The sequence below is a fragment of the Streptomyces sp. NBC_00212 genome (genome assembly GCF_045206365.1).
GTDB lineage: Bacteria > Actinomycetota > Actinomycetes > Streptomycetales > Streptomycetaceae > Streptomyces.
In genome coordinates, this window is the sequence record NZ_CP108115.1 from 200,591 (window position 1) to 225,689 (window position 25,099).

The 25,099-nt window shown below is 68.2% G+C and carries 25 protein-coding genes and 7 pseudogenes; 15 read left to right on the forward strand and 17 right to left on the reverse strand.

The features are described from left to right. Positions 1-137: 137 nt before the first annotated feature. Positions 138-1,061 (reverse strand): alpha/beta hydrolase, encoded by a 924-nt coding sequence (locus OHA17_RS01110; RefSeq protein ID WP_406503162.1) that lies wholly within the window; start codon positions 1,059-1,061, stop codon positions 138-140. A gap of 130 nt (positions 1,062-1,191) precedes the next feature. On the opposite strand from OHA17_RS01110, the pseudogene OHA17_RS01115 reads away from it, so the two are divergent. The 3 genes and pseudogenes from OHA17_RS01115 (at position 1,192) to OHA17_RS01125 (ending at position 3,120) form a co-directional block, all read left to right on the forward strand. After that, a pseudogene (locus OHA17_RS01115) lies at positions 1,192-1,529 on the forward strand (MerR family transcriptional regulator). Positions 1,530-1,775: 246 nt separating this feature from the next. After that, on the forward strand, positions 1,776-2,048 hold the full coding sequence (locus OHA17_RS01120) for a DUF6233 domain-containing protein (protein ID WP_406503164.1): 273 nt from the start codon (positions 1,776-1,778) through the stop codon (positions 2,046-2,048). A gap of 124 nt (positions 2,049-2,172) precedes the next feature. Next, complete coding sequence (locus OHA17_RS01125; RefSeq protein WP_406503166.1) at positions 2,173-3,120, forward strand: hypothetical protein; 948 nt, start codon at positions 2,173-2,175, stop codon at positions 3,118-3,120. Here OHA17_RS01125 and OHA17_RS01130 read toward each other — a convergent pair. From OHA17_RS01130 to OHA17_RS01140, 3 genes and pseudogenes are all read right to left on the reverse strand, one after another. After that, entirely contained in the window at positions 3,117-3,992 is an 876-nt protein-coding gene (locus tag OHA17_RS01130) for a DUF4352 domain-containing protein (protein ID WP_406503168.1), read from the reverse strand. The genes OHA17_RS01125 and OHA17_RS01130 overlap by 4 nt on opposite strands. A gap of 402 nt (positions 3,993-4,394) precedes the next feature. Further along, a complete protein-coding gene (locus OHA17_RS01135; RefSeq protein ID WP_406503170.1) occupies positions 4,395-5,258 on the reverse strand; it encodes a DinB family protein in 864 nt (287 codons plus the stop codon). After that, positions 5,255-5,863, reverse strand: a pseudogene (locus tag OHA17_RS01140) (3'-5' exonuclease); the annotation flags it as partial. The gene OHA17_RS01135 and the pseudogene OHA17_RS01140, both read right to left, overlap by 4 nt. Before the next feature lie 63 nt (positions 5,864-5,926). On the opposite strand from OHA17_RS01140, the gene OHA17_RS01145 reads away from it, so the two are divergent. Both OHA17_RS01145 and OHA17_RS01150 read left to right on the forward strand, forming a co-directional pair. After that, a complete protein-coding gene (locus tag OHA17_RS01145) occupies positions 5,927-6,340 on the forward strand; it encodes an ATP-binding protein (protein WP_406510607.1) in 414 nt (137 codons plus the stop codon). 20 nt (positions 6,341-6,360) lie between these two features. Then, a pseudogene (locus tag OHA17_RS01150) lies at positions 6,361-6,567 on the forward strand (ATP-binding protein); the annotation flags it as partial. A 186-nt stretch (positions 6,568-6,753) separates the two neighbouring features. On the opposite strand, the pseudogene OHA17_RS01155 reads toward OHA17_RS01150, so the two are convergent. Next, a pseudogene (locus OHA17_RS01155) lies at positions 6,754-6,819 on the reverse strand (hypothetical protein); the annotation flags it as partial. 127 nt (positions 6,820-6,946) lie between these two features. After that, complete coding sequence (locus OHA17_RS01160; RefSeq protein WP_406503172.1) at positions 6,947-7,546, reverse strand: hypothetical protein; 600 nt, start codon at positions 7,544-7,546, stop codon at positions 6,947-6,949. 172 nt (positions 7,547-7,718) lie between these two features. Between OHA17_RS01160 and OHA17_RS01165 the strand changes: the two genes are divergently transcribed. The 3 genes and pseudogenes from OHA17_RS01165 (at position 7,719) to OHA17_RS01175 (ending at position 10,678) form a co-directional block, all read left to right on the forward strand. After that, positions 7,719-8,759: a helix-turn-helix transcriptional regulator gene (locus OHA17_RS01165; protein ID WP_406503174.1), complete on the forward strand. Its 1,041-nt coding sequence runs from the start codon at positions 7,719-7,721 to the stop codon at positions 8,757-8,759. 231 nt (positions 8,760-8,990) lie between these two features. Further along, positions 8,991-10,074: pseudogene (locus OHA17_RS01170) on the forward strand (integrase core domain-containing protein). Between the two features lie 31 nt (positions 10,075-10,105). Continuing rightward, a complete protein-coding gene (locus OHA17_RS01175) occupies positions 10,106-10,678 on the forward strand; it encodes an IS3 family transposase (RefSeq protein WP_406503175.1) in 573 nt (190 codons plus the stop codon). 39 nt (positions 10,679-10,717) lie between these two features. Here the strand turns inward: OHA17_RS01175 and OHA17_RS01180 are convergent, their stop codons facing one another. Then, a complete protein-coding gene (locus tag OHA17_RS01180) occupies positions 10,718-11,023 on the reverse strand; it encodes a hypothetical protein (RefSeq protein WP_406503177.1) in 306 nt (101 codons plus the stop codon). A 357-nt stretch (positions 11,024-11,380) separates the two neighbouring features. Here OHA17_RS01180 and OHA17_RS01185 point away from each other — a divergent pair. After that, a pseudogene (locus tag OHA17_RS01185) lies at positions 11,381-12,830 on the forward strand (NF041680 family putative transposase). Here OHA17_RS01185 and OHA17_RS01190 read toward each other — a convergent pair. From OHA17_RS01190 to OHA17_RS01220, 7 genes and pseudogenes are all read right to left on the reverse strand, one after another. Beyond that, on the reverse strand, positions 12,805-12,966 hold the full coding sequence (locus tag OHA17_RS01190) for a hypothetical protein (RefSeq protein WP_406503179.1): 162 nt from the start codon (positions 12,964-12,966) through the stop codon (positions 12,805-12,807). The pseudogene OHA17_RS01185 and the gene OHA17_RS01190 overlap by 26 nt on opposite strands. 10 nt (positions 12,967-12,976) lie before the next feature. Then, a complete protein-coding gene (locus OHA17_RS01195) occupies positions 12,977-13,846 on the reverse strand; it encodes a carbohydrate ABC transporter permease (protein WP_406503181.1) in 870 nt (289 codons plus the stop codon). After that, positions 13,843-14,802: a carbohydrate ABC transporter permease gene (locus tag OHA17_RS01200; protein ID WP_406503183.1), complete on the reverse strand. Its 960-nt coding sequence runs from the start codon at positions 14,800-14,802 to the stop codon at positions 13,843-13,845. The genes OHA17_RS01195 and OHA17_RS01200 overlap by 4 nt, the downstream gene beginning before the upstream one ends. Further along, complete coding sequence (locus OHA17_RS01205) at positions 14,796-16,136, reverse strand: ABC transporter substrate-binding protein (protein ID WP_406503185.1); 1,341 nt, start codon at positions 16,134-16,136, stop codon at positions 14,796-14,798. The genes OHA17_RS01200 and OHA17_RS01205 overlap by 7 nt, the downstream gene beginning before the upstream one ends. Beyond that, the gene (locus OHA17_RS01210; RefSeq protein ID WP_406510608.1) at positions 16,133-17,113 is read right to left on the reverse strand and encodes a GNAT family N-acetyltransferase; all 981 of its coding nucleotides are present in this window, start codon (positions 17,111-17,113) and stop codon (positions 16,133-16,135) included. Before OHA17_RS01210 ends, OHA17_RS01205 begins: the two co-directional genes overlap by 4 nt. Further along, positions 17,110-17,292: a hypothetical protein gene (locus OHA17_RS01215; RefSeq protein ID WP_406510941.1), complete on the reverse strand. Its 183-nt coding sequence runs from the start codon at positions 17,290-17,292 to the stop codon at positions 17,110-17,112. The genes OHA17_RS01210 and OHA17_RS01215 overlap by 4 nt, the downstream gene beginning before the upstream one ends. A gap of 142 nt (positions 17,293-17,434) precedes the next feature. Continuing rightward, positions 17,435-18,073 (reverse strand): annotated as a pseudogene (locus OHA17_RS01220) (exo-beta-N-acetylmuramidase NamZ domain-containing protein); the annotation flags it as partial. Between OHA17_RS01220 and OHA17_RS01225 the strand changes: the two are divergent. Both OHA17_RS01225 and OHA17_RS01230 read left to right on the forward strand, forming a co-directional pair. Continuing rightward, positions 17,987-18,523 (forward strand): terpene synthase family protein, encoded by a 537-nt coding sequence (locus OHA17_RS01225; RefSeq protein WP_406510609.1) that lies wholly within the window; start codon positions 17,987-17,989, stop codon positions 18,521-18,523. The pseudogene OHA17_RS01220 and the gene OHA17_RS01225 sit on opposite strands and share 87 nt — an antisense overlap. Then, the gene (locus OHA17_RS01230; RefSeq protein ID WP_406503187.1) at positions 18,524-18,766 is read left to right on the forward strand and encodes a hypothetical protein; all 243 of its coding nucleotides are present in this window, start codon (positions 18,524-18,526) and stop codon (positions 18,764-18,766) included. Positions 18,767-19,019: 253 nt separating this feature from the next. Here the strand turns inward: OHA17_RS01230 and OHA17_RS01235 are convergent, their stop codons facing one another. Further along, positions 19,020-20,315 (reverse strand): exo-beta-N-acetylmuramidase NamZ domain-containing protein, encoded by a 1,296-nt coding sequence (locus tag OHA17_RS01235; protein ID WP_406510610.1) that lies wholly within the window; start codon positions 20,313-20,315, stop codon positions 19,020-19,022. Between the two features lie 598 nt (positions 20,316-20,913). On the opposite strand from OHA17_RS01235, the gene OHA17_RS01240 reads away from it, so the two are divergent. After that, positions 20,914-21,195, forward strand: a complete 282-nt coding sequence (locus OHA17_RS01240; protein WP_406503189.1) for an HU family DNA-binding protein — start codon at positions 20,914-20,916, stop codon at positions 21,193-21,195. A 160-nt stretch (positions 21,196-21,355) separates the two neighbouring features. On the opposite strand, the gene OHA17_RS01245 is transcribed toward OHA17_RS01240, so the two are convergent. After that, complete coding sequence (locus OHA17_RS01245; RefSeq protein WP_406503191.1) at positions 21,356-21,739, reverse strand: WhiB family transcriptional regulator; 384 nt, start codon at positions 21,737-21,739, stop codon at positions 21,356-21,358. A 225-nt stretch (positions 21,740-21,964) separates the two neighbouring features. Between OHA17_RS01245 and OHA17_RS01250 the strand changes: the two genes are divergently transcribed. Next, positions 21,965-22,228 (forward strand): DUF6225 family protein, encoded by a 264-nt coding sequence (locus OHA17_RS01250; protein WP_406503193.1) that lies wholly within the window; start codon positions 21,965-21,967, stop codon positions 22,226-22,228. Positions 22,229-22,344: 116 nt separating this feature from the next. Further along, positions 22,345-22,554, forward strand: a complete 210-nt coding sequence (locus tag OHA17_RS01255) for a hypothetical protein (RefSeq protein WP_406503195.1) — start codon at positions 22,345-22,347, stop codon at positions 22,552-22,554. A gap of 24 nt (positions 22,555-22,578) precedes the next feature. Here the strand turns inward: OHA17_RS01255 and OHA17_RS01260 are convergent, their stop codons facing one another. Next, a complete protein-coding gene (locus OHA17_RS01260; protein WP_406503197.1) occupies positions 22,579-23,697 on the reverse strand; it encodes a serine hydrolase domain-containing protein in 1,119 nt (372 codons plus the stop codon). A gap of 173 nt (positions 23,698-23,870) precedes the next feature. Between OHA17_RS01260 and OHA17_RS01265 the strand changes: the two genes are divergently transcribed. Next, complete coding sequence (locus tag OHA17_RS01265) at positions 23,871-24,566, forward strand: TetR/AcrR family transcriptional regulator (RefSeq protein ID WP_406503199.1); 696 nt, start codon at positions 23,871-23,873, stop codon at positions 24,564-24,566. Positions 24,567-25,099: the final 533 nt, after the last annotated feature.

The window sequence follows — 25,099 nt, forward strand, 5'->3', positions numbered from 1 at the left end:
GGCCCCGGACGGCCCTCACGGCCGCCCTCAAGCCACCGCCACACCGTCCGCGCCGACAAAGCCACCCACTCAACCCCACCAGGACGACACAGCCGAGAACGCTGACCCGCCGGGCCCGCCACCAGACATCCTCACTCTCACCGCACGGACAGGTGCTCCAAGGCGAAGGCCACGCCGTCAGAAACCGCCTTGTCCGCGGCGGGGAAATGACCGACGAGGAGATGCCACACGTGCCCCATCTCCGGGGCGACCTCCAGGCGGACGGGCACGGAGTCCTCGGCCAGTTTGGCGGCGAGCCGGAGGGCATCGCTGAGCATCACCTCGTGGCCCCCGATCTGGATCAATACCGGGGGCAGCCCGCGGGTGTCGGCGAAGACCGGAGAGGCCAGCGGGCTGTTCGCCGGAGCCCGGCCGAGGACGACATCCGCAGCCCGGCGCAGCCCCTGCCGGCCTACGGACGGGTCAACGCCGTCGAGGGAGAACATCGTGGCCCCCGTGTGTTCCAGGTTGGCCCAGGGCGAGATGACGATCGCGGCGGCCGGCATCGGAAGGCCCTGTCCGCGGGCCTCGACCAGGGCGCTGACCGCCAGCGCGCCACCGGCTGAGTCACCGGCGAACACCACATTCGCCGGGTCCGTACCCTGCTCCAGCAGCCAGCGGTAGGCGGTCACGGAGTCCTCGACTGCGGCCGGAAAGAGCGCCTCGGGCGCCAGCCGGTAGTCCGGCACCAGTGCATGCGCGCGTAGACGCCGGACGAAGTGGCCGACCAGCCCGCGGTACCCCTGCGGATCACCCACGATGTAGGCGCCCCCGTGGAGGTAGACCAGGTACCGGCCTTCGACCGCACCGGCCGTGGTCACACGCTCGGCAGCGACCCCGCCCGCGTCCACGGCGTGGAACGCCACTCCGTCCGGCGCAGGAAGGCTGTCCTGGAAGAACGCACGGTAGGCGAGCCGGAGAGCGTCGAGAGAGCCGGGCCCCGCCCCCTCGGCCGCGTCGATGACGTCACCACTGCGGGCTGCCCACTCCTTGTAGAAGCCGGAAACATCGATCGAGACCATGCGGTCCTCCCTATGAACAGGTGGGCAGCGGCTTGGTGCCGGCTGCCGACGAACACCGCCGAGTCTCAGACACTCACATCAATGTCAAGGTCAAACTGACGAGCAACTCTGCCGGGGCACGTTCGCTCGCATGCGCATCAGAGAGCTGACAGACCGCACCGGCACGACCCGCCGCCTGCTGCGCTATTACGAGGAGCAGCAATTGCTCACCCCAGGACGTTCCGGCTACGGCTACCGCGAATACGACGAAGGCCATGTGGACCGCGTCGTGCAGATCCGCGGGCTACTCGATGCCGGGCCGGGCTGCCCACCCGGATCATCCGGCAGATCCTCCACTGCCTCGACCAGCCGCGGGCCATCTACTTCCCCGACGTGACACCCGAGATGATTGCCACCCTGGAGCACGAACATGACCAGCTGACAGGACGGATCGCCTGTCTGACTGGGGTCTGTGCGATAGGTCAGTAGCTGTCATGCCTCGGGTACGCCGCCGCGCTGGACAAGCCGGTCGGGCAGTGGCTGACCAACTGCCGCCGCCCCGGCGGGCTCGGCAAGGACACCGACCGCGCCGAGCGGCGCGCGGCGCAGCTCGCCGCGGTCGATCCGGAGTGGAACCCGACCGCACTGGGGTGGACGGTTGACTGGCAGCGTCACCACGTCGCCCTGAAAGCCCTGCTGAACGAGGGGGCACAGCTCGCGGAAATCGTGCCGGGGGTGACGTGGCGGAGCGACGACATCGGCCGGTGGTGGGCCTGGGTCCTCGACGGCCGCGCCCGCGGCCGGGCCGTCACCATCCACTCCGCAGAATGCCGACAGGCCACCGACCGCGCCCGACCGCTGCCCACCACGGCGGCCCTGGACGCTCTGGCGCGCCCCGGCACGGCGGCGTGCACCACGTGCGACGTCGCCGAAACCCTCCTGCCGATCCTCCACCACGCCCAGGCCGACGCATCCGATACCGACGACCAGGAAGCAGCACTGGAGTAGAACTACTGGTCCGCATGGACTGCCCGGCCCCGGCGCCGCGCGGACACCGCCGTGGCCGCGCAACCAGACGTTCACGGGCCCATCCCCGCCGCGCCTGCAGACCAAGCCCCCACCCTCCATTTTCTTGATCAACGGGCGCAGGGAGACGGGCAGGAGGGCGCACGGCATCCCGTTCGAAGACCATCTGATCTCCGGGGAGCTGATCACCCCGCCCGACCCGAACGCAGGCCTGGACAAGAACCACGACGGGTATACCGAATTCAGCAAACCGAAGCAGCAGGTACCGCCTCCACCCCCGCCCTACACCGGGCCGCGCATCGACGCATACCTGGCGTTCCGCGCGATCTGGAACCACATCCAGACCCGCCCGTACGGCAATGTGGGCATCATCGTCGACACCCACGACCTGGGCGAGCTGCTGGGTGCTGCGGACGGCACCGATCCGTGGGAGCTGGCCTGGTGGGACCGTCCCGACTGCGGTGACGCCCTCGGCACCCTCACCAAGTCCATCCCGTTCGACTGGGTCGAGAACCATTCCTGGTCGGACCAGGGCAGCAACTACGTCGAGCACCGGATCCGTCTGGGACGGCCCCGCCTGGGACGCAGGCGCTACGACCTGCGCTTCTGCGACGCCGAGAACATCGTCGCCCAGGCCAAACCGGACGGCCTGGGCGACGACTTCGCCAACGAGGTCCAGGTACTGGGCAAGGGCGAAGGCCGTGCGATGGCGCGCGCCCAGGTCTACCGCTACGACGGCCGGCTACGCCGTGTCGCGACCGTCGCCGACAAGACTCTGGCTTCGGATGCAGCCCTGCGCACCCGTGGTGAGCAGGGCTGGCCGGGTGGACGCAGCAGCTTCCGATTCCCGCGATCCAGATCGTCGACCATCCCAACGCGCCGTTCGACTCCTGGCGGTTGGGCGACGACATCCGGGTTCAGGTCCACGTGCCGTGGGTCGGGGACATCGACGTGTGGCACCGCATCGTGGGTGACGAGATCTCCCCGACGGCCGGTGCATTCTCAACCTGAAGCGCAGCGAGGCCTTCGTCTACCGACGGTTCCGGCACCCTAGACGAGGAGTCCGGCCCACTCGGCATCGCGGTAGAAGACCCCGGTGTTCAGGCTGAACTGGAAATTCTTGGCCGCGTCTGCGGACACCGGGAAGGCGTACTGGCCCTCCGCCTGCTCACCGGGCCCGAGCTGTCCCCGGAACGGCTTGCGTTCAGCCTTGGTGTCGAGGATGTCGTAGATGTCCTTGCCGTTGGCGTCCTTGGCGTGGGGCTGAGCAAAGTCCAGGTTGAGCGTGTCGTTGGAGCCGTTGGTGATCGTGATGTTCACACGGAACGCGCGATCGCCCTTCTCCAGCCCGAGGACGCGTTTGCCGGGTGTGTACTCGGTGGGTGCGGCCACGGTGATCTTCACGCCGTCGTCGTAGGTGTGGCTCTCGCCGAACTTCACAGCCGCAGGATTGCTGAGTTCCTTGAACATCGGCATCGTGCGCGGCGAGTCGGGTACGTACGAGGGCTCGTCCGCTACGGCGGTGGTCCGGCCATCCCTGTCCCGGTGGACGGCGTCCTTGACCATGGTCACGGTGATGATCAGACCGACGACGGCGAAGGCTATCGAGGCGCCACCGAGGATGGCGCCACCGAGGGAGGAACTCTTGTTGTCGGCCGTTCCCTTGCGAACATTGCGGTAGCCGATCAGGCCGAAGATGAGGGCGAGGGGGCCAAGGATCCACGCTATCCAGAACAGGACCGGCAGGAACGCGATGAAGGTACTGATGGAGCCGAGGATCATGGCGGTGGTGCCGAGCCCGTTACTTGGCTTCGGCGGTACGGGCGCCCATCCCGCCACTGGGTAGCCGTGTGCGGGCGGGGTGTGGCCGGGCGGCGGCCCCCACTGCTGCGGCTGCGGTTCAGGGGATTCAACAGGCGTCGTCATGCTCGTCCTTCTGCAGTGCAAGGTGCGAACCTCACCCTAACAGCGCTCTTTACACCTTCTTTACTAGATTTTCCCGCGGTCTTCACAGCGCACGGGCCGGGGCGCGCGACGTAAAAGGCCCCGGGTCCGCAAAATCCCGAGCCATGGCGAACTTCCTGGACAACCAGTCGTCGGATGCGAGGCGCATGGCGGCGCTCCTTGCCGAGTACGACCGGCGGCTCCCCTGGAGCGCACCACACAGGCCTCCCGCACGAGCATCGAGGGCGGCGCGCTGCCCATCTACGCCAAGGACGGCACACTGCGCGGCTCCGTCGGTCTCCAGCCCGATGGGAATCCCGAGCACGACTTCCACCGGCTCAACCCGGAGCAGCAGAAGCGACTCGCCAAGCTCGGGGATCTAGCTCAGCGTTCCTGCATGTTGAGGTCACGGACGCAGAACCCGTGGTGTGCCCGGTCCTCGTTCAGCACCACCCGTAGGCACTCGACCACCGACTTGCCTACGGCGTACGGCGGCCAGCCCGGTCCCGCAGGAACGGGAGCGTCTGCGGACAGCTCGTCGACCGTCACGGTCGCCAGCCAACGCTCCAGCTCGGCGGACTGTTCATCTCGCACGGCCAGTACCTCGTCGAGGCCTGGGGTCGCCGCTCGATCGAGGCCCTGTTCCTCCTGACCGGGCACGAAGTCGGACGCCAACCCGATCCCCGTGAAAGGCTGGGTCGATCCCAGGCAGCAGCGGCGAAACCACGAGTCGTGCACGAAAACCAGGTGGCGCAGGGTCTCCACTGCCGACCACTCGCCGGCGACACGCCGGTGCTCGGAGCCCGCGGCCATCGCGCGGAGCCGCTCGACCGTCCTCGCCCAGCCATCCAGTAGCTGTCGATGGGCTTTCCGCAGATCGGCCGGGTCATCTGAGCGCATCAGCAACCGAACTGGATACCGCCGGTCGAGCTCGGCCTCGATGTAGGACGTCACCTCCACGCCGTTGACCACCAGGTTGCTGACCAGCCCGTCGATCACGACGTCCCGCATCACCACGCCGATCAGCCGGGCGCGGGTCAGGTCGCACTCGCGAAACTCGGCGTCGGTCAGATCCTGATCTTCAAAACTCACCATGCCGAGCATTGTGTACCGACGGGCCGACATCAGACGGGCGTCCAGCTGTCGGAACTCACCGGCATGCACTGTTCCTTGTATGCTCCCTTCGGTGACTGGCGGGTCGGCGGCGTCACCGTTCCAGCGGGCGGAGAACACCTGGGTCGAGGTCACTGTGGCTGGCCATCGGGGTAGCTGTGGATCCAGCCGAGCCCGCCGATGTCGAGTTGGGTCCGGCTGCGGGTGACGGCGACGTAGGCCAGGCGTGCCTCGGCGTTATTGACAGGGTCTGGCGTGGGGTTGCCGGAGGGGTCCGTGGTGTCGGTGCCTCTTGGTGGATGGAAGTCGTCGGCGATGCGCACAGTTGGCCATTCGCGGCCCTTGGCCTTGTGTGCCGTGGAGATGGTCACTTGGGCGTGGGGCTCCTGGGTGAGTCGGTGGACGGCATTGAGGACGGCGCGGGTGCCGTGGGTGTCGATGAGGTCGACGAAGGCCTGGAGGTCTGCTCCTGCGGGGTCGTGCTGGGCGTAGTCCTGGAGTTCGGCCCAGGTGGCGAACAGGAAGAGTTCGGGGTGGCTGGCGCGGCGGCCCTCTTTGAGCTGCTGGGCGGCTTCGGCCAGGGTGCGCAGGCCGTTTCCTCCGCCGACCAGGGCGACGCGGTGTCCGGTGTCCAGGTGTGCGAGGAGGTGGGTCATGGCGCCGACGTTGGTGCGGCACAAGATGGCACATGGACACCGCCCTGCGCGACGAGCTGAGGGCGCTGAAGCTGTCGGGCATGCTCGAAAGACGCCCGCCTCGCCCAGGCTCACGGCGGCGAGCTCGGGCACCTCGAATTCCTCCAGATCCTCTGCCAGGATGAGATCACCCGCCGCGAGACCGTCGCACTTCAACGACGCCTGCACCGGGCGAAGTTCGAGCAGACCGTTACGCTCGAGGAGTTCGACTTCGCGGCCTCGCCGAAGCTTCCCGCGGCCCAGATCCGGGACCTCGCCGCCCTGCGCTGGCTCCACACCGGAGAGTCCGTAATTTGGTTCGGGCCCGTTGGCGTCGGGAAGACACACGTCGCCCAGGCGCTCGGTCACCTTGCCATCCGCCAGGGCGCGAACGTCCGCTTCGCCAAGACCAGCCGGGTCCTGGCGGACCTGGTCGGCGGCCACGCGGACCGCACCTGGGACAAGCGCCTGCGCGAGTTCATCCGCCCCGAGGTGCTCATCCTCGACGACTTCGCGATGCGCCAGCTCACCGCGACTGTGTGAAGTAGGCCGACGACCTCTACGAGCTGGTCTCCGAACGGCAAGGACGGTCACTGATCCTGACGAGCAACAGGGCGCCGAGCGACTGGTATCCGCTCTTCCCGAACCCAGTCGTCGCGGAGTCCCTGCTGGACCGGCTCATCAACACCAGCCACCAGGTGATCATGAACGGGCCGAGCTACCGGCCCAACAAACGACCCCGAGCCTCCGGCTCGGGGAAGACAGACTGACTCTCGATCAGATAGACAAGAACCCGGCGAGGACCTGTCCAATTGCGTGATCGCGGGGCTGGGGAATATCACTCTCACCTGTCGGACCGGGCTTGCCGGCCGCCCGTGCCCTCGACACCCAGGTGGCCAGCGCGTCGTCTCGTTGATCCCGAGGTCCTTCGCCACCTGCGGGATCGGCTTGCCGGTCTCCGCCACGATCCGCACAGCCCCCTCACGGAACTCCGCGTCGAACTTCCGCCTCTTGCCCGCCATGACCCTCAACTTCCCCTGCAGTCAGGGTCTCTACGCTACGAGGGGAAGGTCACCAACTTCATCACCGGGATCGTCACCCCCGAACGCCGACGGCCGCCGCGGAACGATCAGTTCAGGGACGGGCACTTCAGAGGTAGGGAAGGACGAAATCGTACTGCCCGGCCCGGCGGTGGCCGTTTCCTGTGGGGCAGCGGCCGTTGTCCGGTCGACCGTTGTAGAACAGGCCGCAGCACTTGTCGCAGAACCGCCAGTTCCGCTGCGACTGGTTCTCGGACACGTCGTGCGGCAGGACGAAGTCGTAGTCGTCCACGGCCCGACGATGGCTGCCACCGATGGGACAGCTGCTGTCGTACCCGGTGCCGGCCCAGTACATCCCGAGACACTTGTCGCAGAACCGCCAGTTCCGCTGCGAGCTCGAGGTCTCGGGTACGTCGTGCGGAATGTGGAAGTTGAACTGCCCCTGCGAGTCGTGGCCATTGCCCGCCGGACAGAAGCCGTCCGTCCCGTAGCCCCGGAAGAACAGCCCGTAGCACTTCCCGCAGAAGCGCCACTCCGCCTGATCGGCCAAGGACGGCGTCCGTGCAGCCGCCGGTCCGGCAACCACGACGGCACCCGCCAGCCCGGCAGCGATACCCAGCGCCCCGCCCAGCACCTGACGTCGACCCAGCCGCCCGCCCCTGGCCCCTGCCTCGTGCCCGTCCTCGCTCGACTTCCTCAGGAAGCCCATACGCCCCACCCTCCTTCATCAACAAGCCCGTCAGCGAAAGCCGATACTTGGTTCCCACCGCTGGTGTTCGTCCCGGCGCCCGGTTGCGGTGAGGACATCCCCGATAGTGATCCGGTGGACGGGCTGCGGATATCCCAAGATTTGGGGGGTTGAAATCGGCTACCTTCGGGGCATGGCCGCGAGGTTGGATTCGATCTGCCGTACCGTCCTGGAACGAGCGACCGATGCTGTGAACGTGACTGATTTGGGCAGAGAGCTCTCACACCAGTTGGCCCGGGTCATTCCTCATGACGGGTATCTGCTGGTGGGCCTTGACCCCGCCAGCGGAGCGGGCTGTTTCCACACGGGTGAACGCGGCTACCACTCCGGCACCGCACATCGACTGAGGACCGACACGGCTCTCGACGCCCATCCACATCCCTTCGCTCGCTTGGCCACCGGCCCATGCCCTGTCGGCGTCCTCAGCGCGGATCATCCAGACTTCCGGCACAGCGCGCGCGTGCACGACGTCATGGCCGGCGCGGGCATCATCAGCGAGATGCGCGTGGCACTGACGGTCTCGGGTGTGACGCGGGGGATGCTGATTCTGCTGCGGGAGCACGGCAGCAGGCCCTTCTCAGCCGCTGACTCGGATCACGCCACACAACTGGCGAGGCCCCTGGCAGCCGCGCTGAAGCAATTCGTAGGCAGTAAGGCCCTGCGGCCGGCCAGCCGGCGGCCTCTTCCCCCTGCTGTCATGGTGATCGGTACCGATGACAGGATCAGGTCGATGACCCCGTCCGGACAGGCCTGGTTACGCGAGTTGGGGCTCTCTCCCACGTCTCCGGGGGCCGACGACCCTGCATCCGTCGGGACGCAGCTGAACATGACCCACCTCGCCCGGCCGGCCACCGGGCCGGCTGTCACCCGGATCCCCACGCCTCAAGGGTGGATCGTGCTGCACGCCCAGGGCCTCGACGGTGCAGGAGCGGGGGATGTAGCCATCACCATCCAGTGCGCCTCGGCCCCTCTACTCCTGCCGGCGGTCGCTGCCTGGTACGGGATCACTTCCAGGGAAAGAGCAGTCATCGAGCAGGCCCTCAAAGGTCTGCCGGTCAAGCACATCGCCCGCCAACTCGGCCTGTCTCCCCACACCGCCAACGACCACTTCAAGGCCATCTACCGCAAGACGGGCGTCAACAGCCGCGAAGAACTTGTCGCCGGTCTGTCCTGAATAGCAGGCTCCGGGAACACGTTCTCGTACGAGACGACGGCGTACGGGACATGCGCGAGCGGATGCGGCAGGAGGCACGGGCGGCCCGGGCCGCAGCGGATCGGCTCAGTGCTCCCGCGGTCACCACGCCCTGGAACTCCTCGCCGCCTGCACCTGTGCCGTTCGGAAACTGATCGCTGCTGTTCGGAGCGGGTGTGGCGTGCCACGGAGAGCTGCTGGAACCCTGTCCAGGTGATCGTCTCGTTGGTGTACAAGGTGGCGCGGAAGCTGCTCGCGGTCCCGGCGGTGATCCTGTGCCGGGACGCGGCCAAGGACGCTGAACTGCTGGTGCTGCGGCATGAGAACGCGGTGCTGCGCAGGCAGCTCACCGCGCCTGTGCGATACGAGCCGACGGACCGGCTGTGGTTCGCGGCACTGTCCTCACTGATCCCCCGGCGCCGGTGGGTGCAGGTGTTTCCGGTGACGCCCGGGACTCTGCTCGCATGGCACCGCCGGCTGATCGCCCGGAAGTGGGACTACGGCAAGTGCCGGAGCGGGCCCGGCAGGCCGCCGACCGCGAGCGCCCTGAAGGCGCTGGTGCTGCGGCTCGCCCGGGAGAATCCGCGCTGGGGCAGCCGGCGGATCCAGGGCACTCGTCCGCCTCGGGCATCCGATCGGCACGACGACGGTCTGGGAGATCCTGACGGCGGCAGGCATCCATCCGGCCCCGCGCCGCGAGGGCCCGACGTGGCGCGAGTTCCTGACCGCGCAGGCCGAGGGCGTCATCGCCTGCGACTTCCTGCACATCGACCTGGTCGACCTGCGCCGGCTGTACGCGCTGGTATTCCTCGAGCACGCCACACGACGGTTGCACATCGCCGGGGTGACTGCCCACCCGACGGGTCCCTCAACGGTGCAACAAGCGAGAAATCTCGCCGCCGAGTTGGGCGTCCGGCTCGATTCACCACGCTTCCCGATCCGCGACCGGGACGCGAAGTACACCGCGTCGTTCGACGCGGTCTTCGAGGCTGAGGACGTGGAGATCATCAAGTCACCACCCCGTGCTCCGCGGGCGAACACCCACGGCGAACGAGTCATCGCAACCCTGCGACGCGAGGTCTTCGACCACCTGCTGATCTGGAACGAGACCCATGCCCGGCAGGTCCTTGACACCTGCGCCCGGCACTACAACCACCACCGCCCGCACCAGGCCCGAGAACAGCTCCCTCCACTCGCCCAGGAGCACCCGGCGCCCGTGGCCGACCCGACCCCTCACCGACTCCTGCGCACGCGAGTGCTCGGCGGGGTGACCAACGAGTACCGGCATGTGTCTTGACCCGCAACGATGTGTTTCCGAACGGCACAGGGTGACCAGCATCGCCGACAGTGCGGCGCCGGCCACACCCGACTTGATGGCCCGCGACTTCACCGCGGATTCGCCCGGCCGTAAACTGGTCAGCGATATCACATATATTCACACATGGGCCGGGTTCCTGTATCTCGCGACGGTCATCGACTGTCACACCAAGGCTGTGGTCGGCTGGGCGATGGCCGACCACATGAAGAGCTCGCCTATATCGGATGCACTCGACATGACGGCACGGAACATCGACCTCGCCGACGGCTGCATCTTCCATTCAGACCGCGGTACTCAATTTACTTCTCGGGAACTCCGGGAGAAACTCCGGTCGTTGAGACTCAAGGCATCAGTCGGTCGCACCGGAGTCTGCTGGGACAATGCCATGGCCGAATCATTTTTTGGCGCCCTGAAGAATGAGCTCGTGTACCGAACTTCGTTTCCGACGTATGCACATGCTCGCCGGGCAATCGTTCGGTACATCGAGATGTTCTACAATCACAGACGCCTCCACTCCGGCCTCGGCTACCGAACCCCCGCAGAAGTGCACGCCGATTACGATGAGTCGCAGGCAGCAGCATAGAAGTCCCTCAACATCCCTGTCCGAGAAGTGCAGGGCACCTCAGAAGATGGACAGGCGCAGAGCGTGGCGCCGTGCCAGGCCCCGATTCGGCAACCCTGTTCCCGACTCGGAAAGTGCTTGCTCGAACCCGTCGCGTATATCGCGGGCATCCGCGTTGCGAGGCCAGCCGGCGAGTTCGCACAACGTCGGGGTGTCCAGCCCGGCCGCGAGCGCCTCAGCCGCGATCATCGGCAGCTCCTCCGGCCGTATCTCATCCGCCTGATAACGGCATGCCACCTCGCCCAGAGTCGTGAGGCCACTCTGCATGGGGGGTTCCGGTTCCGGTGTGGTTCCTTCTGCTCTCATGATTCCTACGGTGTCAGCACCATTCCCAGGGAAGGCCCCCAGGGGCGGCCCGCTGCTCGGCACACCCACGCACGCGATCACCTGAACCCGAAGGCCGAACCCCGAGAAGCACGACACTCCATGCTCGGGTTCCCTCGAAAAGCCCTTCATTTTCCGTGACTCGCGGGCTTCGAGAGGTGTGACCGAGTCACAGAACGTCACCGATCACAGAGAAGCGGGACGGCTTCTGAGCTTGTTCCTTAACATCGGGCCCGATTATGCGGTCACTCTTTGGAGTGACCGCAGGGTATGGGGCGGCCTTCCCCGTGATCCTGAACTCCGCGACGAGATACCGGAGTTCATCAGGAAGGCCGTGGGATGAGTGTGCTGGCGCCAGTCGGCAAACGGGATGGGTCTCGGAACTGTCATGCTTTCGGACGGCCTTCTACGGGTGTCTGTCCGCGCGGGCCGACGCGTTCTTCGAACTGACCGATGCCCTGCTGTGTGCGGACGGCCCGACCCGGACGCCGGTGGAGTTGTCGCTGCTCGCCGAACACCAACGCGGCTACGGCTCGCTGTACGGCGCCCTGAACCATGGCCAGCTCGACACGAACGCCCTGCGTGACCTGCTGGTTGCCCTGCCGCTTCCGCGGTTCGACGGACGGATCGTGCTCACGGTGGACGTCTCCCCGTGGCTGCGGTCGGACGCCGCCTGCTCGCCGGAACGGCTGTTCTGCCTGGTCCACGGCCGCAACGGCCGCTCGTCGGACCACGTGGTGCCCGGATGGCCGTACTCCTTCGTCGCCGCGCTCACCCCGGACCGCACCTCGTGGACACAGGTCTTGGACGCAGTCCGCCTGGGGCCCGTCGACGACGCCGCGGCCGTCACCGCAGACCAGTTGCGGGCTGTGGTCCATCGGCTGATCGCGGCCGGCCAGTGGCAGCACGACGACCGGGACATCCTGATCGTGATGGACGCGGGCTACGACGTGATGCGCCTGGCCTGGGTATTGCGCGACCTGCCCGTCGAACTGGTCGGACGTCTGCGTTCGGACCGCGTCCTGTACCGTCCGGCGCCCTCCCGCGAGGAGTACTACCGGACCCACCCCCGAGGGGCCACCCGCCCAAGCACGGCCAGGAGTTCAGCCTGGCCAGGCCCCAGTCGTGGCCGGAGCCCTCCGTAGTGACGATGAACGACACACCTCGCTACGGCAAGGCCGAGGCCCGTTCCTGGGACCGGCTTCACCCCCGACTGAAGCAACGGTCCGCGTGGATCGACCATGACAGCGACCTTCCCCTCATCGAGGGCACGTTGATCCGCCTCAACGTCGACCATTTGCCCGGCGACCGCGACGCGCCGCCCGTGTGGCTGTGGTCCTCCGCCACCAGCGCGACCCCGGACGACGTTGACTTCATCTGGTCGTGCTATCTGCGCAGATTCGACCTTGAACACACGTTCCGCCTGTTCAAGCAGTCCCTCGGCTGGACCCGACCACGGCTTCGCGACCCGCAGGCGGCGGACCGCTGGACTTGGCTGTTGATCACCGCGCACACCCAGCTCCGCCTCGCGCTGCCGCTGGCAGCCGACCGCCGCAAGCCCTGGGAGAAGGCGACCCGCCCCGGCACCCTGCTCACCCCGACCCGGGTCCGGCGGTGGTTCCGGAACATCCGCCCTCACCTGGGCAGTCCGGCCCGCGCACCCAAACCCACCCGGCCGGGACCGGGACGCCCGCCCGGCTCCAGAAACCGACACACCGCCACCCGCTACGACGTTGGCAAGACCGTCAAACGCCCCGAGACCATCACCGAACGTAACCAACGATGTTAAGGAACAAGCTGAGGGCGAGGAGCACGCCGCGGTGCCCGCCCAGGATGTGCTCGGCCGGCAAGGGGCCTGCGGTGAGGTCCATGTCGCCGATGCGGCCGCCGAGGGCGAGGATCGTCTTCGTTTTCGCGCCGGTCACGGATTCACTCTTACTTGAGGCCGCTGAGCATGACGCCGCGGATGTAGTGCTTCTGCAGCAGCAGGAAGAGGATCAGGACTGGCAGGATGCTCAGGACGAGGCCGGCCATGACGATGGGCATCGTGCGGGTCGGGTCGACGTAGTCCTGCAGGAGCTGGATGCCGACGGGCAGGGTCATCTCGTCCGGGTTGGCGGTCGAGACGAGCAGCGCCCAGATGTATTCGTTCCAGGCGTCGACGAAGGTCAGCAGCCCGAGCGTCACCAGGACCGGCTTGGTCTGCGGCACCACGATCCGCCACCACACGGCGAACTCGCCGGCCCCGTCGATGCGCGCGGCCTCGAGGACCTCGTCCGGAATCGCGACCATGAACTGGCGCGTCAGGAAGATCCCGAAGCCGTTGACGAGGAACGGCATGGCGAGCGCCGCGATGCTGACGGTCAGGCCCGCGCCGCCGCGCCCGAGCAGGTCGTTGCCGCCCGCCAGCGGCCAGTGCACCAGGGTCAGGAAGTGCGGGATGAAGAAGAGAAACGGGGGGAACATCATCGTCGACAGCACAAGGCGGAAGATGAAGTTCCGGCCGGGGAAGCGGAGTTTGGCGAGCGCGTAGCCGGCGAGTGACGACGTGAGCAGCACCGATCCGGTGATCACGGCGGTGGCGATGACGCTGTTGCGGAAGAGCACCGGCAGATCGAGCTGGTCGATCGCCGCCCGGTAGTTGGACAGGTCGAACGCCTCGGGCAGGAACCGGTACGGCAGCGTGCCGGACTCGCCAGGCCCCTTGAAGGACGTCATCACCATGTCGAGGAACGGCACCGCCGTGAGCACGGCACCGGTCACGACCACCAGATACGAGAACCACGGGAAACGGCGGCGGTTCATGCGTCCTCCCCCTTGCGCCGGAAGATCCACAACTGCACCAGGGTGACCACGAGGACCACTACGAACAGCACGAAGGCGGCGGCGCTCGCAGTGCCCCAGTCGCCGTACGAGAAGGCCTGCCGGTACATCTCCAGCGCGGCCACATTGGTCGCGTCACCCGGTCCGCCCTTGGTCATCACGATGATCAGTGCGAACGACTGCAGGCCGGTGATGAACTGGGTGATGCACACGAACAGCAGGGACGGCCGCAGCAGCGGCAGTGTGATCTTCCAGAAGACGGTGACGGGCCCGGCGCCGTCGAGCGCGGCGGCCTCGTAGTACAACTCGGGAATGGACTTCAGCCCGGCGGTCATGACGAGGATTGCCGTGCCGACCGAGGCCCAGGCCTGTACGACCACGACCGAGGGCAGCGCGGTGTCCGGGTCCTGGAGGAACGCCACCGAGCCGAGACCGAGGGCGTTGAGGACGCCGTTGACAAGCCCGCCCGGCTCGTACATGTACTTCCATACGTTGCCGACGGCAACGACGGTCGTGACGATCGGCAGGAAGTACAGGGTGCGCCACAGCCCCTGGAACCGCAGGTTGTCGATGCAGGTGGCGACGAGCACGGAGCCGGCGAGCGCGAGGGCCACGGTGCCCAGGGCGAACAGCAGCGTATTGGTGAGGATCGGCGCCAGGAACGTCGATCCGTCCGCGAAGAGGCCTGTGAAGTTGTCCAGGCCGACCGGATCGATGTCGCCGAGGTCGAACCCTGCCCAGCGAGACATCGACAGCAGCAGCGCGAAGCCGAGCGGCAGGATCAGGAAGACCGCGAAGAACAGCAACGTCGGCGCCAGGAAGAGATAGGCGACGACCACCTGGCGGCGCCGGGTCCGGCCGCGGCCGTCGACGGCGGGCACGACGGACCGCGGGCTGTGCGCCCGCTCCGTCGTCTCCGGCGCCAGGGTGTTCACCATGAGCGCGACACCTCCTGATCGACCTGACGGCGCGTGGTGCGCAGCGCCTCGTCGACCGACTGCTGACCGGTCCACAACGCCTCGATGTTCTTGCGCAGCAGCGACTTGGCCTGCTGCGCGCCCGGCACATTCGGCTCCGGCACCGCGTACGCCAGCGCGTCCAGGAACGGGCGCAGGTTCGGATCGCTGCCCTCGCTCAGGAGCGTCCGCATGTCGTCGGCACGGCCGGTCAGGGAGCCGACCGACACCTGCAGGGAGCTCATCCGGGTCGCTGTCGCACCTTTCTTGGCGCTCTTCACGCTCACCTTCTCGGTGTTGAGCCAGCGCAGGAACTCCCAGGCCTCGCGCGGCTGCTCACTGGCCGCGTTGACCCCCAGCATGAAGCCGGTGGAGAGCGTGGCGCGCTCGTCGTCCGCCTCGAGGACGGGCAGCGGCGCGACGCCGACATCGCGGTAGTCCGTGCCCATCTGGGCCTTCAGGCTCCCGGTCCACCAGCCGGCGCTGACCACCATGGCCACCTGCCCGGACTGGAACGCCTTGTAGACGTTGACGGCGGGGGCGCTCGCACCTTTGACGACGAGTCGGTGCTCCAGCTCGAACACGGCCCGGCCGGCCGGCGAGTCGATGGCGGTGCTCCTGCCGTCCGCGGAGACGAACGTTCCGCCGGCGGCGTTGAGCAGGGCGAGCGTCTGGCCGACGGTGGTGGAGTCGTCGTAGGTCGACAGCCCGAACCCCTGGACCAGCGTGTTGCCGTACCGGTCCCGCTTGGCGGTGCGGTAGGCCGTCTCCTCCAGCTCCCGCCAGGTGCGCGGAGGGCCGTCGATGCCGGCCTCGCGCAGCAGCCGCTTGTTGTAGTAGAGGGCGTACGTCTGCACCTCGGTGGGGTAGCCGTAGACCTTGCCCGCCACCGACGAGGCGCCGACCGCGGCCTTGCCGTAGCCGCGCGTGATCTCCTCGGCGTGCTCGGACGGAGCGGGCCGCAGGACGCCGGCCTGGACGAGCTGGCCGTTCCACAGGCAGTACGGCTGGATGATGTCGGCGCCCTGGCCGGCGGCCTGCCGGACCATGAACGTGGTCAGCAGGTCCGTGAACTCGACGGCCTTCGTCCGCACTTTGACCCGGTCGTGAGTGGCGTTCCACTCGTCGACCGGGCCCCGCAGGGCCTCCTTGAGCGCCCCGCTCGCGTAGTGGGAGAGCAGGGTGAGGACGATCGGATCCCCGGGCCGCCCGGTGCCCTGGTGCGGCGCGGCGCATCCGGAGGCGAGCAGCGCCGAGGGGAGCGCGAGCGCGAAGTGACGGCGGCTCGGGCCGGCGGTGCGGCGTGACGGCATCATCCGGCGGCCTCCCGGCGCATCACGCGGAACACCCGGGTCGTGGTGAAACCGCTCTTGCGGTACAGGTGGCCCGCCGGGGACTGCTCGCCGGTCCACAGGAACCACGCGGAGTGTGCGCGGCGCGCCCGCATCCGCTCCAGGACCAGGTGGAGCAGGACCTTGCCGAGTCCGGTGCCGCGCATCTCCTCCAGCACGCCGAACGGCCCGAACCGCTCGTCCACCGAATCGAACGTGCCGTGCATCGCCCAGCCGACCAGGCGGCCCGAAGGGTCCCGGGCGACGACGATCCGGTCGAGCGGCGTGCCCGCGGCCAGACACTCCCGGATCGTGCACGCCCAGTCCGGGCCGAAGTGGTTCCCGGCGAGCGCGAACAGGTCCACCAAGTCGTCGTCGTACGGGGTGGCGAACTGGTAGCCCTGCGCCGTCAGTTCGTCCAAGCGGCACGCGACATCCTCCGGGATGCGATAGCCGACCAGGCCGCGGTCCATCGCCGCCGCCTCGTACAGAGTGCGAAAGCCCAGGGACTCAAGGAGCCCGGCCGCTGCCGGGTACTCCCCGGCGTCCAGGCCGGGGAGGACGTAGTTCGGGGTGTACGAGGAGAAGTCCACCCGGGTGCGGCCGTGGCGGTGCAGCCAGTCGAGGGCGTCGGTCAGCAGCCGACGGCCGAGGCCGCGCCCGCGGACGGCCGGGTCGACGAAGAAGAACGGGATCCAGCCCTGCTCCGGCTCCAGGTCGGTGCCGGTCATCGGCGTCAGACGGCGCACCGCGTAGGCCGCGCCGACGACACGGTCACCGTCGACGGCGACCCGAAGCCCCTCCGGATCGAAGTTGGCGTCGAGCAGCACCAGGGAGCGGAAACGGTCCGGGGTGATGAGGTCGGCCGGCGCACTCCGGCGCCACGCCTCCACCAACTGCGGGCCGTCGCCCACGCGAAAGCCACGAATCTCGGCCCGGGATTTCGTCGTGCGATCGGTCATCGACGGGTTTGTCCCTCCATACGCAGGTCGCAGACGGCGTCGAACGTCGCCCGCAGCACTGCCTCGGTCTGGTGCGGGCTGCTCTGCGCCACGGCGATCAGGACGTAGTCCACGATGGCGAGTTGGGCGACGTCGCCGGCCATCGCGCCCGAGCGCAGTCCCGCTTCGCGTACCACCATGGTGAGGACGGCGTCCGCGGTGTCGGCGACGGGGCTGGGCGCGGCGTTGGGGCAGGAGGTCTCCGGGGTAGAGCAGCACGTCGTTGCCGGCCCACCGGCCGGGCGGCGCCGGCGGATCGCACGGCGGTAGCGGGTCGTCGCCCGCGTCGACGGCGCGCCGCAACCGGTCGGACCCCCACAGCAGGTCGATGAAGTGACGGTGGCCGGTCCCCTCCACGCCGCCGTCCGCGGTGCGCCAGGCGAAGTTGTCCGGGTACAGCCGCCGCAGCGTGGCGAGCATCGCGACGGCGGTACGCAGGGGAGCGAACGCCTCGCGGTCGGTGATGTGGAGCTGGACCCCGCGCAGCGGCCGTCCGGCGTGTTTGTGGAAGGTCGGTACGTACCGCAGGTCACGGAAGTGCACTCCCGGCAGGGCGATTTCGGCGAGCGAGGGCGCGAACCGCGCGTCGGTGTACGGGGCCCCGACGATCTCGAAGGGCTGCGTGGTACCACTGCCCTCTGAGAGATTCGTCCCCTCGAACAGGCAGGTGCCGGGGTAGACGGTGGCAGTGGCCGGCGTCGGAATGTTCGGCGAGGGCGCGACCCACGGCAGGCCGGCGGCCACCGCGTCCATGGCGCGCTGCCAGCCGACAGCCTCGATCACCGTGAAGTCAGCGGCTCTGCCCGCTACTTGGGGCACAATCGAGGCGTTGAGATGCCGGGCGAGTTCGCCGCAGGTGAGGCCGTGCCGGACGGGTATCGGGGCGCGCCCGACGAAGCTGGCCCACGCCGGGTCGAGCAGCGGGCCCTCGCTGACGAGCCCACCGAGGGGATTCGGCCGGCCACCGACGTGCAGTACGACCGGTTCATCGACGGCCAGACCCGCTGGCTGCAGGACATGCTGTGGGAGACCGCCCTGCGTGAACGGGGCGAGCGCCTCGATGTCAACACTTACCTGGCCCTGCGCCTGGGGACTGTCGGCATCTACGCCACCATTGCACAGTTCGGCCTGGTCGGAGGCACCGAAATCACGGCCCAGGAGTTCGCCAGCCCGTTGTTCCGCGCCGTGATCGAGTCCGGACTCTACGCCGCGACCCTCGGCAACGACCGGTACTCCTATTTCAAGGAGAGCGAGGGGGGCCAGCTCAAATACAACATCTTCACCGCCCTGATGGTCGAGCATCCGCAGTGGACGGAACGGCAGGCCATGACCGAGGGCATCGTGATCCGCGACAGAATGGCCCAGGTGTAGATGAGGCTGCGCGCCAGGGCTCTGGCCGGCGCCAGCGACCAGTTGACAGACTTCCTCCGCTGCATCGACCTCAGCATCAACGGCAATGTGGCAGTGGGGACCAAGAGCTCCCGCTACTTCGCCCCGGACGGCCTCCCAGCTGTCGAGCGCACCGTCGCGCCGCCCCCCGGTCTGCCGCAGGAACCGCTGCCCTACCTGACGGTTGCCTGGTGGTGGGACCATCTTCCCGCAGGTGAAGAGTGAGCATTCCTCGCAGCAGCTTCCTGCGCCCGAGCACGCACGCCGGTTCAGCGCGGTTCTAGAAAAGCGGCAGTCCTGAAACGAATCGCTGTTCACCGGCCTTCCGCTCCGCCTACGGCAAAGGAGGAGATAAAAAATCCGTCGGCCGCGCTCGTGGTGCTGTGCGCAGGACTGTTCCTCGTCGGGCTCGACATCACCGTGCTGAACGTAGCATTGCCGGATTTGCAGTCAGGCCTGCGACCACCCGCCCGGAATCTCATGCGTACTGGAGGTAGTTGGCGCGCACGGTGGTGAACGCGGCAAGGTCGTCCTGCCACCAGGAGACGACGTCCTCGGTGGAGGCGCCCTTGTCGATCAGGTGGCGGACCTGGTCGGTGCCGGCGAGGTGGTCGATGTAGTGGTCGGGCAGCCAGGCGAAGTCCTTATAGGTCTGCTTGGCGGTGACCAGGAGCGCGATGCCGGTACGGACCGGGTCGTAGGCGGTGCGGTCGTGGACGTGGATCTGCAGGCCGCCGACTTCCCTGTCGTGGTGCTTGTCGAAGGTGGGGGTGTAATAGGCCTCGCGGAAGTAGACGCCGGGCAGCACGAGTTCACTGACGGCGGCGGCCCAGGACCCGTCGAGTCCTGGTGCGCCGAGCATTTCGAAGGGATGGGTGGTGCCGCGGCCCTCGGACATGTTGGTGCCCTCGAACAGGCAGGTCCCGGAGTAGACGAGCGCAGTGTCGGGGGTGGCCATGTTCGGGCTCGGCGGCACCCACGGCAGGCCCGTCACGTCGTAGAAGTCCGCGCGCTGCCACCCGTCGAGTCTCACCACCTCCAGGTCGACCCTGCGGCCGGCGGACCGCGGGAGGAACTCGCCGTTGTAGAGCAGAGCGAGTTCACCGGTGGTCATGCCGTGAGCCTGGGCGATGGGTTCGCGGCCGACGAAACTGGCCTGGTCCCTGTGCAGGACAGGGCCCAGCGCGCGGCGTCCGGTGACAGGATTGGGGCGGTCCAGGACCACGAAGCGGCGCCGGGTCATGGCCGCTGCGACCATCGCGTCGTACAGGGTCCAGTTACAGGTGTAGAAGCGGGCCCCGCAGTCCTGGAAGTCATAGACGACCGTATCGACGCCCGCCTTGTCCAGCACGCCGGCCAGGGCCGCGCCGCTCTTGAGGTAGGTGTCGTAGATGGGCAGGCCGGTGGGCTTGTCGACGGCATCCCCTTCGGACTTCCCGGCCTGCGGGTTCCCGCGGTAGCCGTGCTCACCCGTGAAGATCGCGGTCAGCTGCACCCGCGGATCGGCATGCATGACATCAACGATGCCCCGCATGTCGCGGGTGACGCCGCTCATGTTGGTGAGCGCCCCGACCTTCTGGCCCGCCAGCAGCCCGTACCCGTCGGCCGCCAGCCGCTCGAAACCCGGCCGCACCCGCCCAGGCGCCCCATCCGAGCCGCGCCCGACAGGGGCCGCATCGGCAGCGGGAGCAGGTCCCGTGGCGAGCATGGTCACGGCACCAGCGGCACCCGCCGCCGTAGCGGTGGCCAGGAAAGACCTGCGCGAAGTCAACACAGTCACGCACGGTAATGGTGTGTGCAGCGCGCGCCGGACGCGCCGCGCCGACAGGCACAGCAGCGCATCAACTACGGCCGCCAGCAGATTGACGAGCGGTCAAGCGGATGAGCTGTCGTAGCTTGGTACGGCTGTTGTGCTCGACGAGGATCGGTACGTAGTTGGCGATACGAGCGGCTCGTAGCAGCCTTGCACGACATCCCGCACGACTGAGGCCGTCAGCAGGCCGGCGAAGGAGACAGTCAGCCGGTCCGTGACCTCCTGAATGGGGTTGGGTAACGCAGTCTCGAACGTCTTCGCGCCCATGGCGCGCTCCTCACTGTCACGGAAACCGGCCGCCGCAGCCGATCGGTTTCCGAGTGCCCGGCATCGGCCAGTCCACTTCCCACACTTGCACGGATCGTGGCCGTGGAACGGCCCGCCGGATCTGTTCACCAACTCGCCATCTCGGACCGGCCGACCCGCGGACACAACCCTCGACGCCGTGCAAAGAAGCCACCTGGTGCCACTGCGGCTCTTGTCAGCGGGACCTGGCAGCATCGGCACCGTAGAAGTCACTCGCGCCCACCGCGGGCGCGAAGAACACGGGAGTATGAACATGAACCGCAGCGACCTGGTGACCACGCTGGCCGACCGCGCCGAGGTGACCCGCAAGGACGCCGACGCCGTGCTGGCCGCCTTCGCCGAGACCGTCGGCGACATTGTCGCCAAGGGCGACGAGAAGGTCACCATCCCCGGCTTCCTGACCTTCGAGCGCACTCACCGTGCCGCTCGTACCGCTCGCCACCCGCAGACCGGGGCCCCGATCGACGTCCCGGCCGGCTACAGCGTGAAGGTCTCCGCGGGCTCGAAGCTCAAGGAAGCCGCCAAGGGAAACTAGGCAGCAGCCCGTCGCGAGCCCCGAAGGGCAGGCCGACCTGGTCGCCGACGACCTGGCAGTGCGGGCATGGGAGCGTCGTCTCATTTCCGTGGTCGTCCCGCAACGGCGATCGTGCCGTTCTGCCCCTTGGCGCGGGTGGGTCCCTGCGTTCCTCGGCCGGTCAAAAGGCCCCGGTCCCTCCGCCCGTTCCAGTGAGCGGGACGTCCGGCAGACGATCACCGGCATGGGGCAACCCCGGGCCGGGCTCGCGCCGGTGCTCGCTACGAGCCGCCTCCAGCAGGCGCCTCCAGGACGTGACCGTCGGCCGGCGCCGCAGCAGGGCGCGGCGCTCGCGGTCGGTCATCCCGCCCCAGACTCCGAACTCGATCCGGTGATCCAGCGCCTCAACCAGGCACTCCAGCTTCACCGCACATCCTTCGCACACCGCCTTGGCGCGGTGCTGCTGCGCCGCCTCACCGAACAGCTCCTCCAGATCGGCGCCCCCGCAGGCGGCCTGGGTCCTCCAGTCGGGTAATGCGTTCACGAACCCCTCCCCCTTCGTCATCTCCCGCGGCCCGGCTCCCCCGTATTCCGGACGGCCCGATCAGGACGGCCCGCGTCACTTGCTCTGCCACCAGGATCGTGCCGCCGCGTCCAGACATCGTGTCCGACCGGCGCCCGGGCCAGGACACCCGGGGGCGCCGGCTCCGGCCGGGGCTGGCGCGCGAATCGTCGGGCCGCCGTGGCGCGGGAGCCATGGCCCGCACAGGCTGCGCCGTAGCCTCGGCCCATGGAAGAAACGATCGACCACACCCCGCGGGTGTGGACCGTCGGCCAACTGCGCACGGCGCTCGCCGCACTGCCCGACAACACCCCCCTCCATGTCGGTGTCGCGGACGGCCCCGGAGACTTCGAGGGATACAGCGAGTACGCCCTGATCGACCTGGAACCGGTGGAGAAGGAATACCGCGACAGTGGCAAGCTGCGCACCGAGGTCGAGTACACCCTGTTCGCCGACTTCAAGGCCGGCCGGTACGAGCACGACCTGGTCTGAACCGGCTGCCCGCGCGTCAGTGCCGGGTCGGCTCCGACGCGGCACTGACAGGCCGTCAGCATGGCAGGAACGGGGGATCACTTCAGCTCTTCATGCCCGCTCGTAGGATCGACCGTGTGATTGACATCCCGGAGCAGCTCGTTGCCACCCAGGCCATGTACAACGGTGCGGCGGGCCGGGCCTTCATCGCCGCGCTGCCCGAGCGGGCCGCACACTTCCTCGGCCGCTGGGAGGCATCAGCGGCCTTCCAGCGGGGCGTAGCAGCCCTCGCCCAGTACATTGCCCGCGAAGGCCACAGGGGCTTCAGCTGGGCGCGGGCGGTGTAGAGGGCGGCGGTGCATCCAGCCCGGTCAGCCGTGCATCGCCACGCGGTACAGAGTCGCAAGCGCGTCGTCGATGGGATGGGGCTGCGGCTTGCCGGAGGAGTCGAGCCTGTTCCACCTCTGCAGGTTCACAGCGACCGCCATCTGCCGCTTGCCGTCGGCACGGGTCATGGCCAGCGCTCCAGCACCCCAGACCGTGCCACCATGGCCCCAGAAGGTGCCCTGCCCGGGACCCTCCATCGGGTACAGGCCGAGGCCGTAGTCGATCGTCTTTCCCTCTTGGGAGACGACCGGGACAGTGCGTTGCATCTGCGCCAGCGACGACGGGCTGACGATCTCCCCGGCCAGCAGCATGGCGTAGAAGCGGTTGAGGTCCGCGACGGTCGATATCAGCGAGGCTGCCGGCCCCACCCATGACATGTCGTAGACGCTGTAGTCGCGCGGCGGGTCGATCATGCCGAACCACGCCTCGTAGAGCTGCGAGTGCGGCCCGTCGATGTATGGTCCGGCGGGGAGTTCGGTGTCCCGGAGCCCGGCGCGTTCGATGACGTTCTCGGTGATGTACCGCTCGGCGGTAGTGCCGGTCACCTGTTCCAGGAGTTCGGCCAGGAGCAGGTAGTTGGTGTTGGAATACAGCCCCGGAGTGCCGCCCGGGGCGCCGACGGCAGGGGCGGTCACCCCCATCTCGATCAGTTCGGTGCGGTGGAACCGGGTGAACCGGTTGTCGTCCAGGCTCTGGGGCCCGGTCTCCGCGAGATTGGGGAGCGCCTTGAGGGAGGGGTAGGCGTACGGGAGGTACTCGGCGAGGCCGCTGGTGTGGTTGATCAGCATCAGGACCGTGATCGCGTCACCGCGTTCTCCGGGAACCAGCCCCGGAAGGTACCGGCCGATCGGCGTATCAAGAGGGATCTGACCGCTCTCAGCCTGCTGCAGGACCGCGGCGGCGGTGAAGGTCTTGGTGATGCTGCCGACACGATGCCGCATGCCGGCGGTGACGGGACGGCCGGTGGCGACATCGGCGACACCGGCGGCACCGCGCCAGACCTGGTCACCGTCACGCACCTCGGCGAACAGGCCCGGCATCCCGGCGCGGTGGACGTTTTCGATGGCGGCGTTCAGCGCCACGGAATCCAGTGGGTTCTTCACGTCATGCGTCCTTTCGCGTTCCCCGGGGTGAGCTCCGCATCGGCCGCCCGACCCCGGATAACAGGGCACGAGTGGCATGCCGGCCCCCCCGGCATGCTCACGTCCTCATTATGCACGCAGTGCGTGCAACAGCAAGTGCATAGGCTAGGCTGAGATCCGGCGAGAGGAGCAAGATGGCAGGCCGAAGGCGTTGGTCAACCGAAGAGATCCTGGATGCGGCAGCGGAACTGCTGCGCACGAGCGACGCGGATTCGTTCAGCGTGCGCAAGCTGGCCGCGGCCCTCGGGACCGATTCCTCCAGCCTCTACCGGCACTTCCGCAGCAAGACCGAACTGCTGCGCGCGGTCGCCGACCGGATTCTCCTGGCCGCGATGGACGGCTACCGCGCCGAGGGCGACTGGAAGCACCGCATCACGTCCCTGGCCCTGCGCGTGAGAGAGGCCTTCGGGCAGCAGCCCCAGCTCGCCGCGGTCTGGGGACGCTACGCGTCAGGCGGCACCGGTTCCCGGCTGGTCATGGAAGAAGCGCTAGAGGCGCTGCGCGCGTCGGGACTGCCCGACGAGGAGATCCCGGTGCGCTACCACCGGATCGCGGTCCTCATCGCCGCATTGATCGCTTCCGAGGCAGGGGTCAGCGCGGTCACCCCGGAAGAGCACGAACAGGGCATGGAGCTGTTTCGCGTGGCGGTTCTGGGCGCCGACCCCGAACGCTTCCCGGCCCTGGCCCACTTCGCCCGCGACGTCCGCCCCCTCGGGGTGGACCGCCGCGCCGCATTCGAGGACATCCTCGCTGCCCAACTCGCCCACATCGAGGCCGCAATCCGCTCGAGCCACTTGCCCCTGAAGAAGTCTGGATCAGCGTTGGGTTGACCTCCGGGGAGAGCTGGTGAGAGTGGGGCGTGGCCAGCCTGGTGGGACAGGATGAGGATGAGAGCCTGGTGGTCCTGGTCGGCCAGGTGCAGGCTGATACGCCGACCGCCGTCGGTGAGCGCGGCCCGGGCCAACAGAGCCGTCACCGTGGCGATGCTCGCTTCCCGGCCGGCGTCCAGCCGGTGGCCCCACTCCCCCAGTTTGGCAGTCACCTACCGGGCCGCCTTCGCGGGTGACCAAGGGGCGTTCTCCAGCGTCCAGTTCACCGCCGTCGGTTCGCAATACGAGCCGCCGGACGCGGCCGCACCAACGCGGAACCCAGCGTCTCGCCCTCCGCGGGCGGGGCGGCTCCACCGGCTTCATGGCGGGGGGGCTTCGGCGGACACTCCGGGCGATGACCGTCCTCACCATCCAGCGGCACAACCACAACCACCTCCCCACAACAGGGCGTTCAGGACCCCGGGTCCGTGCTGCCCAGCGTAGACACCGCCACGGGCTCAAGGAGAGCAAACGCCTCCCGGCCTGTGTCTCCG

Bases quoted from the DNA above. Each gene is read 5' to 3' on its own strand.
- OHA17_RS01225 (WP_406510609.1), top strand. From the start codon at position 17,987: ATGCCGGGCGAGTTCGCCGCAGGTGAGGCCGTGCCGGACGGGTATCGG.
- OHA17_RS01165 (WP_406503174.1), top strand. From the start codon at position 7,719: ATGGCCGCGAGGTTGGATTCGATCTGCCGTACCGTCCTGGAACGAGCG.
- OHA17_RS01245 (WP_406503191.1), bottom strand. From the start codon at position 21,739: ATGACGAAGGGGGAGGGGTTCGTGAACGCATTACCCGACTGGAGGACC.
- OHA17_RS01130 (WP_406503168.1), bottom strand. From the start codon at position 3,992: ATGACGACGCCTGTTGAATCCCCTGAACCGCAGCCGCAGCAGTGGGGG.
- OHA17_RS01180 (WP_406503177.1), bottom strand. From the start codon at position 11,023: ATGAGAGCAGAAGGAACCACACCGGAACCGGAACCCCCCATGCAGAGT.
- OHA17_RS01230 (WP_406503187.1), top strand. From the start codon at position 18,524: ATGAGGCTGCGCGCCAGGGCTCTGGCCGGCGCCAGCGACCAGTTGACA.
- OHA17_RS01210 (WP_406510608.1), bottom strand. From the start codon at position 17,113: ATGACCGATCGCACGACGAAATCCCGGGCCGAGATTCGTGGCTTTCGC.
- OHA17_RS01160 (WP_406503172.1), bottom strand. From the start codon at position 7,546: ATGGGCTTCCTGAGGAAGTCGAGCGAGGACGGGCACGAGGCAGGGGCC.
- OHA17_RS01265 (WP_406503199.1), top strand. From the start codon at position 23,871: ATGGCAGGCCGAAGGCGTTGGTCAACCGAAGAGATCCTGGATGCGGCA.
- OHA17_RS01200 (WP_406503183.1), bottom strand. From the start codon at position 14,802: ATGGTGAACACCCTGGCGCCGGAGACGACGGAGCGGGCGCACAGCCCG.
- OHA17_RS01240 (WP_406503189.1), top strand. From the start codon at position 20,914: ATGAACCGCAGCGACCTGGTGACCACGCTGGCCGACCGCGCCGAGGTG.
- OHA17_RS01195 (WP_406503181.1), bottom strand. From the start codon at position 13,846: ATGAACCGCCGCCGTTTCCCGTGGTTCTCGTATCTGGTGGTCGTGACC.
- OHA17_RS01250 (WP_406503193.1), top strand. From the start codon at position 21,965: ATGGAAGAAACGATCGACCACACCCCGCGGGTGTGGACCGTCGGCCAA.
- OHA17_RS01205 (WP_406503185.1), bottom strand. From the start codon at position 16,136: ATGATGCCGTCACGCCGCACCGCCGGCCCGAGCCGCCGTCACTTCGCG.
- OHA17_RS01215 (WP_406510941.1), bottom strand. From the start codon at position 17,292: ATGGTGGTACGCGAAGCGGGACTGCGCTCGGGCGCGATGGCCGGCGAC.
- OHA17_RS01110 (WP_406503162.1), bottom strand. From the start codon at position 1,061: ATGGTCTCGATCGATGTTTCCGGCTTCTACAAGGAGTGGGCAGCCCGC.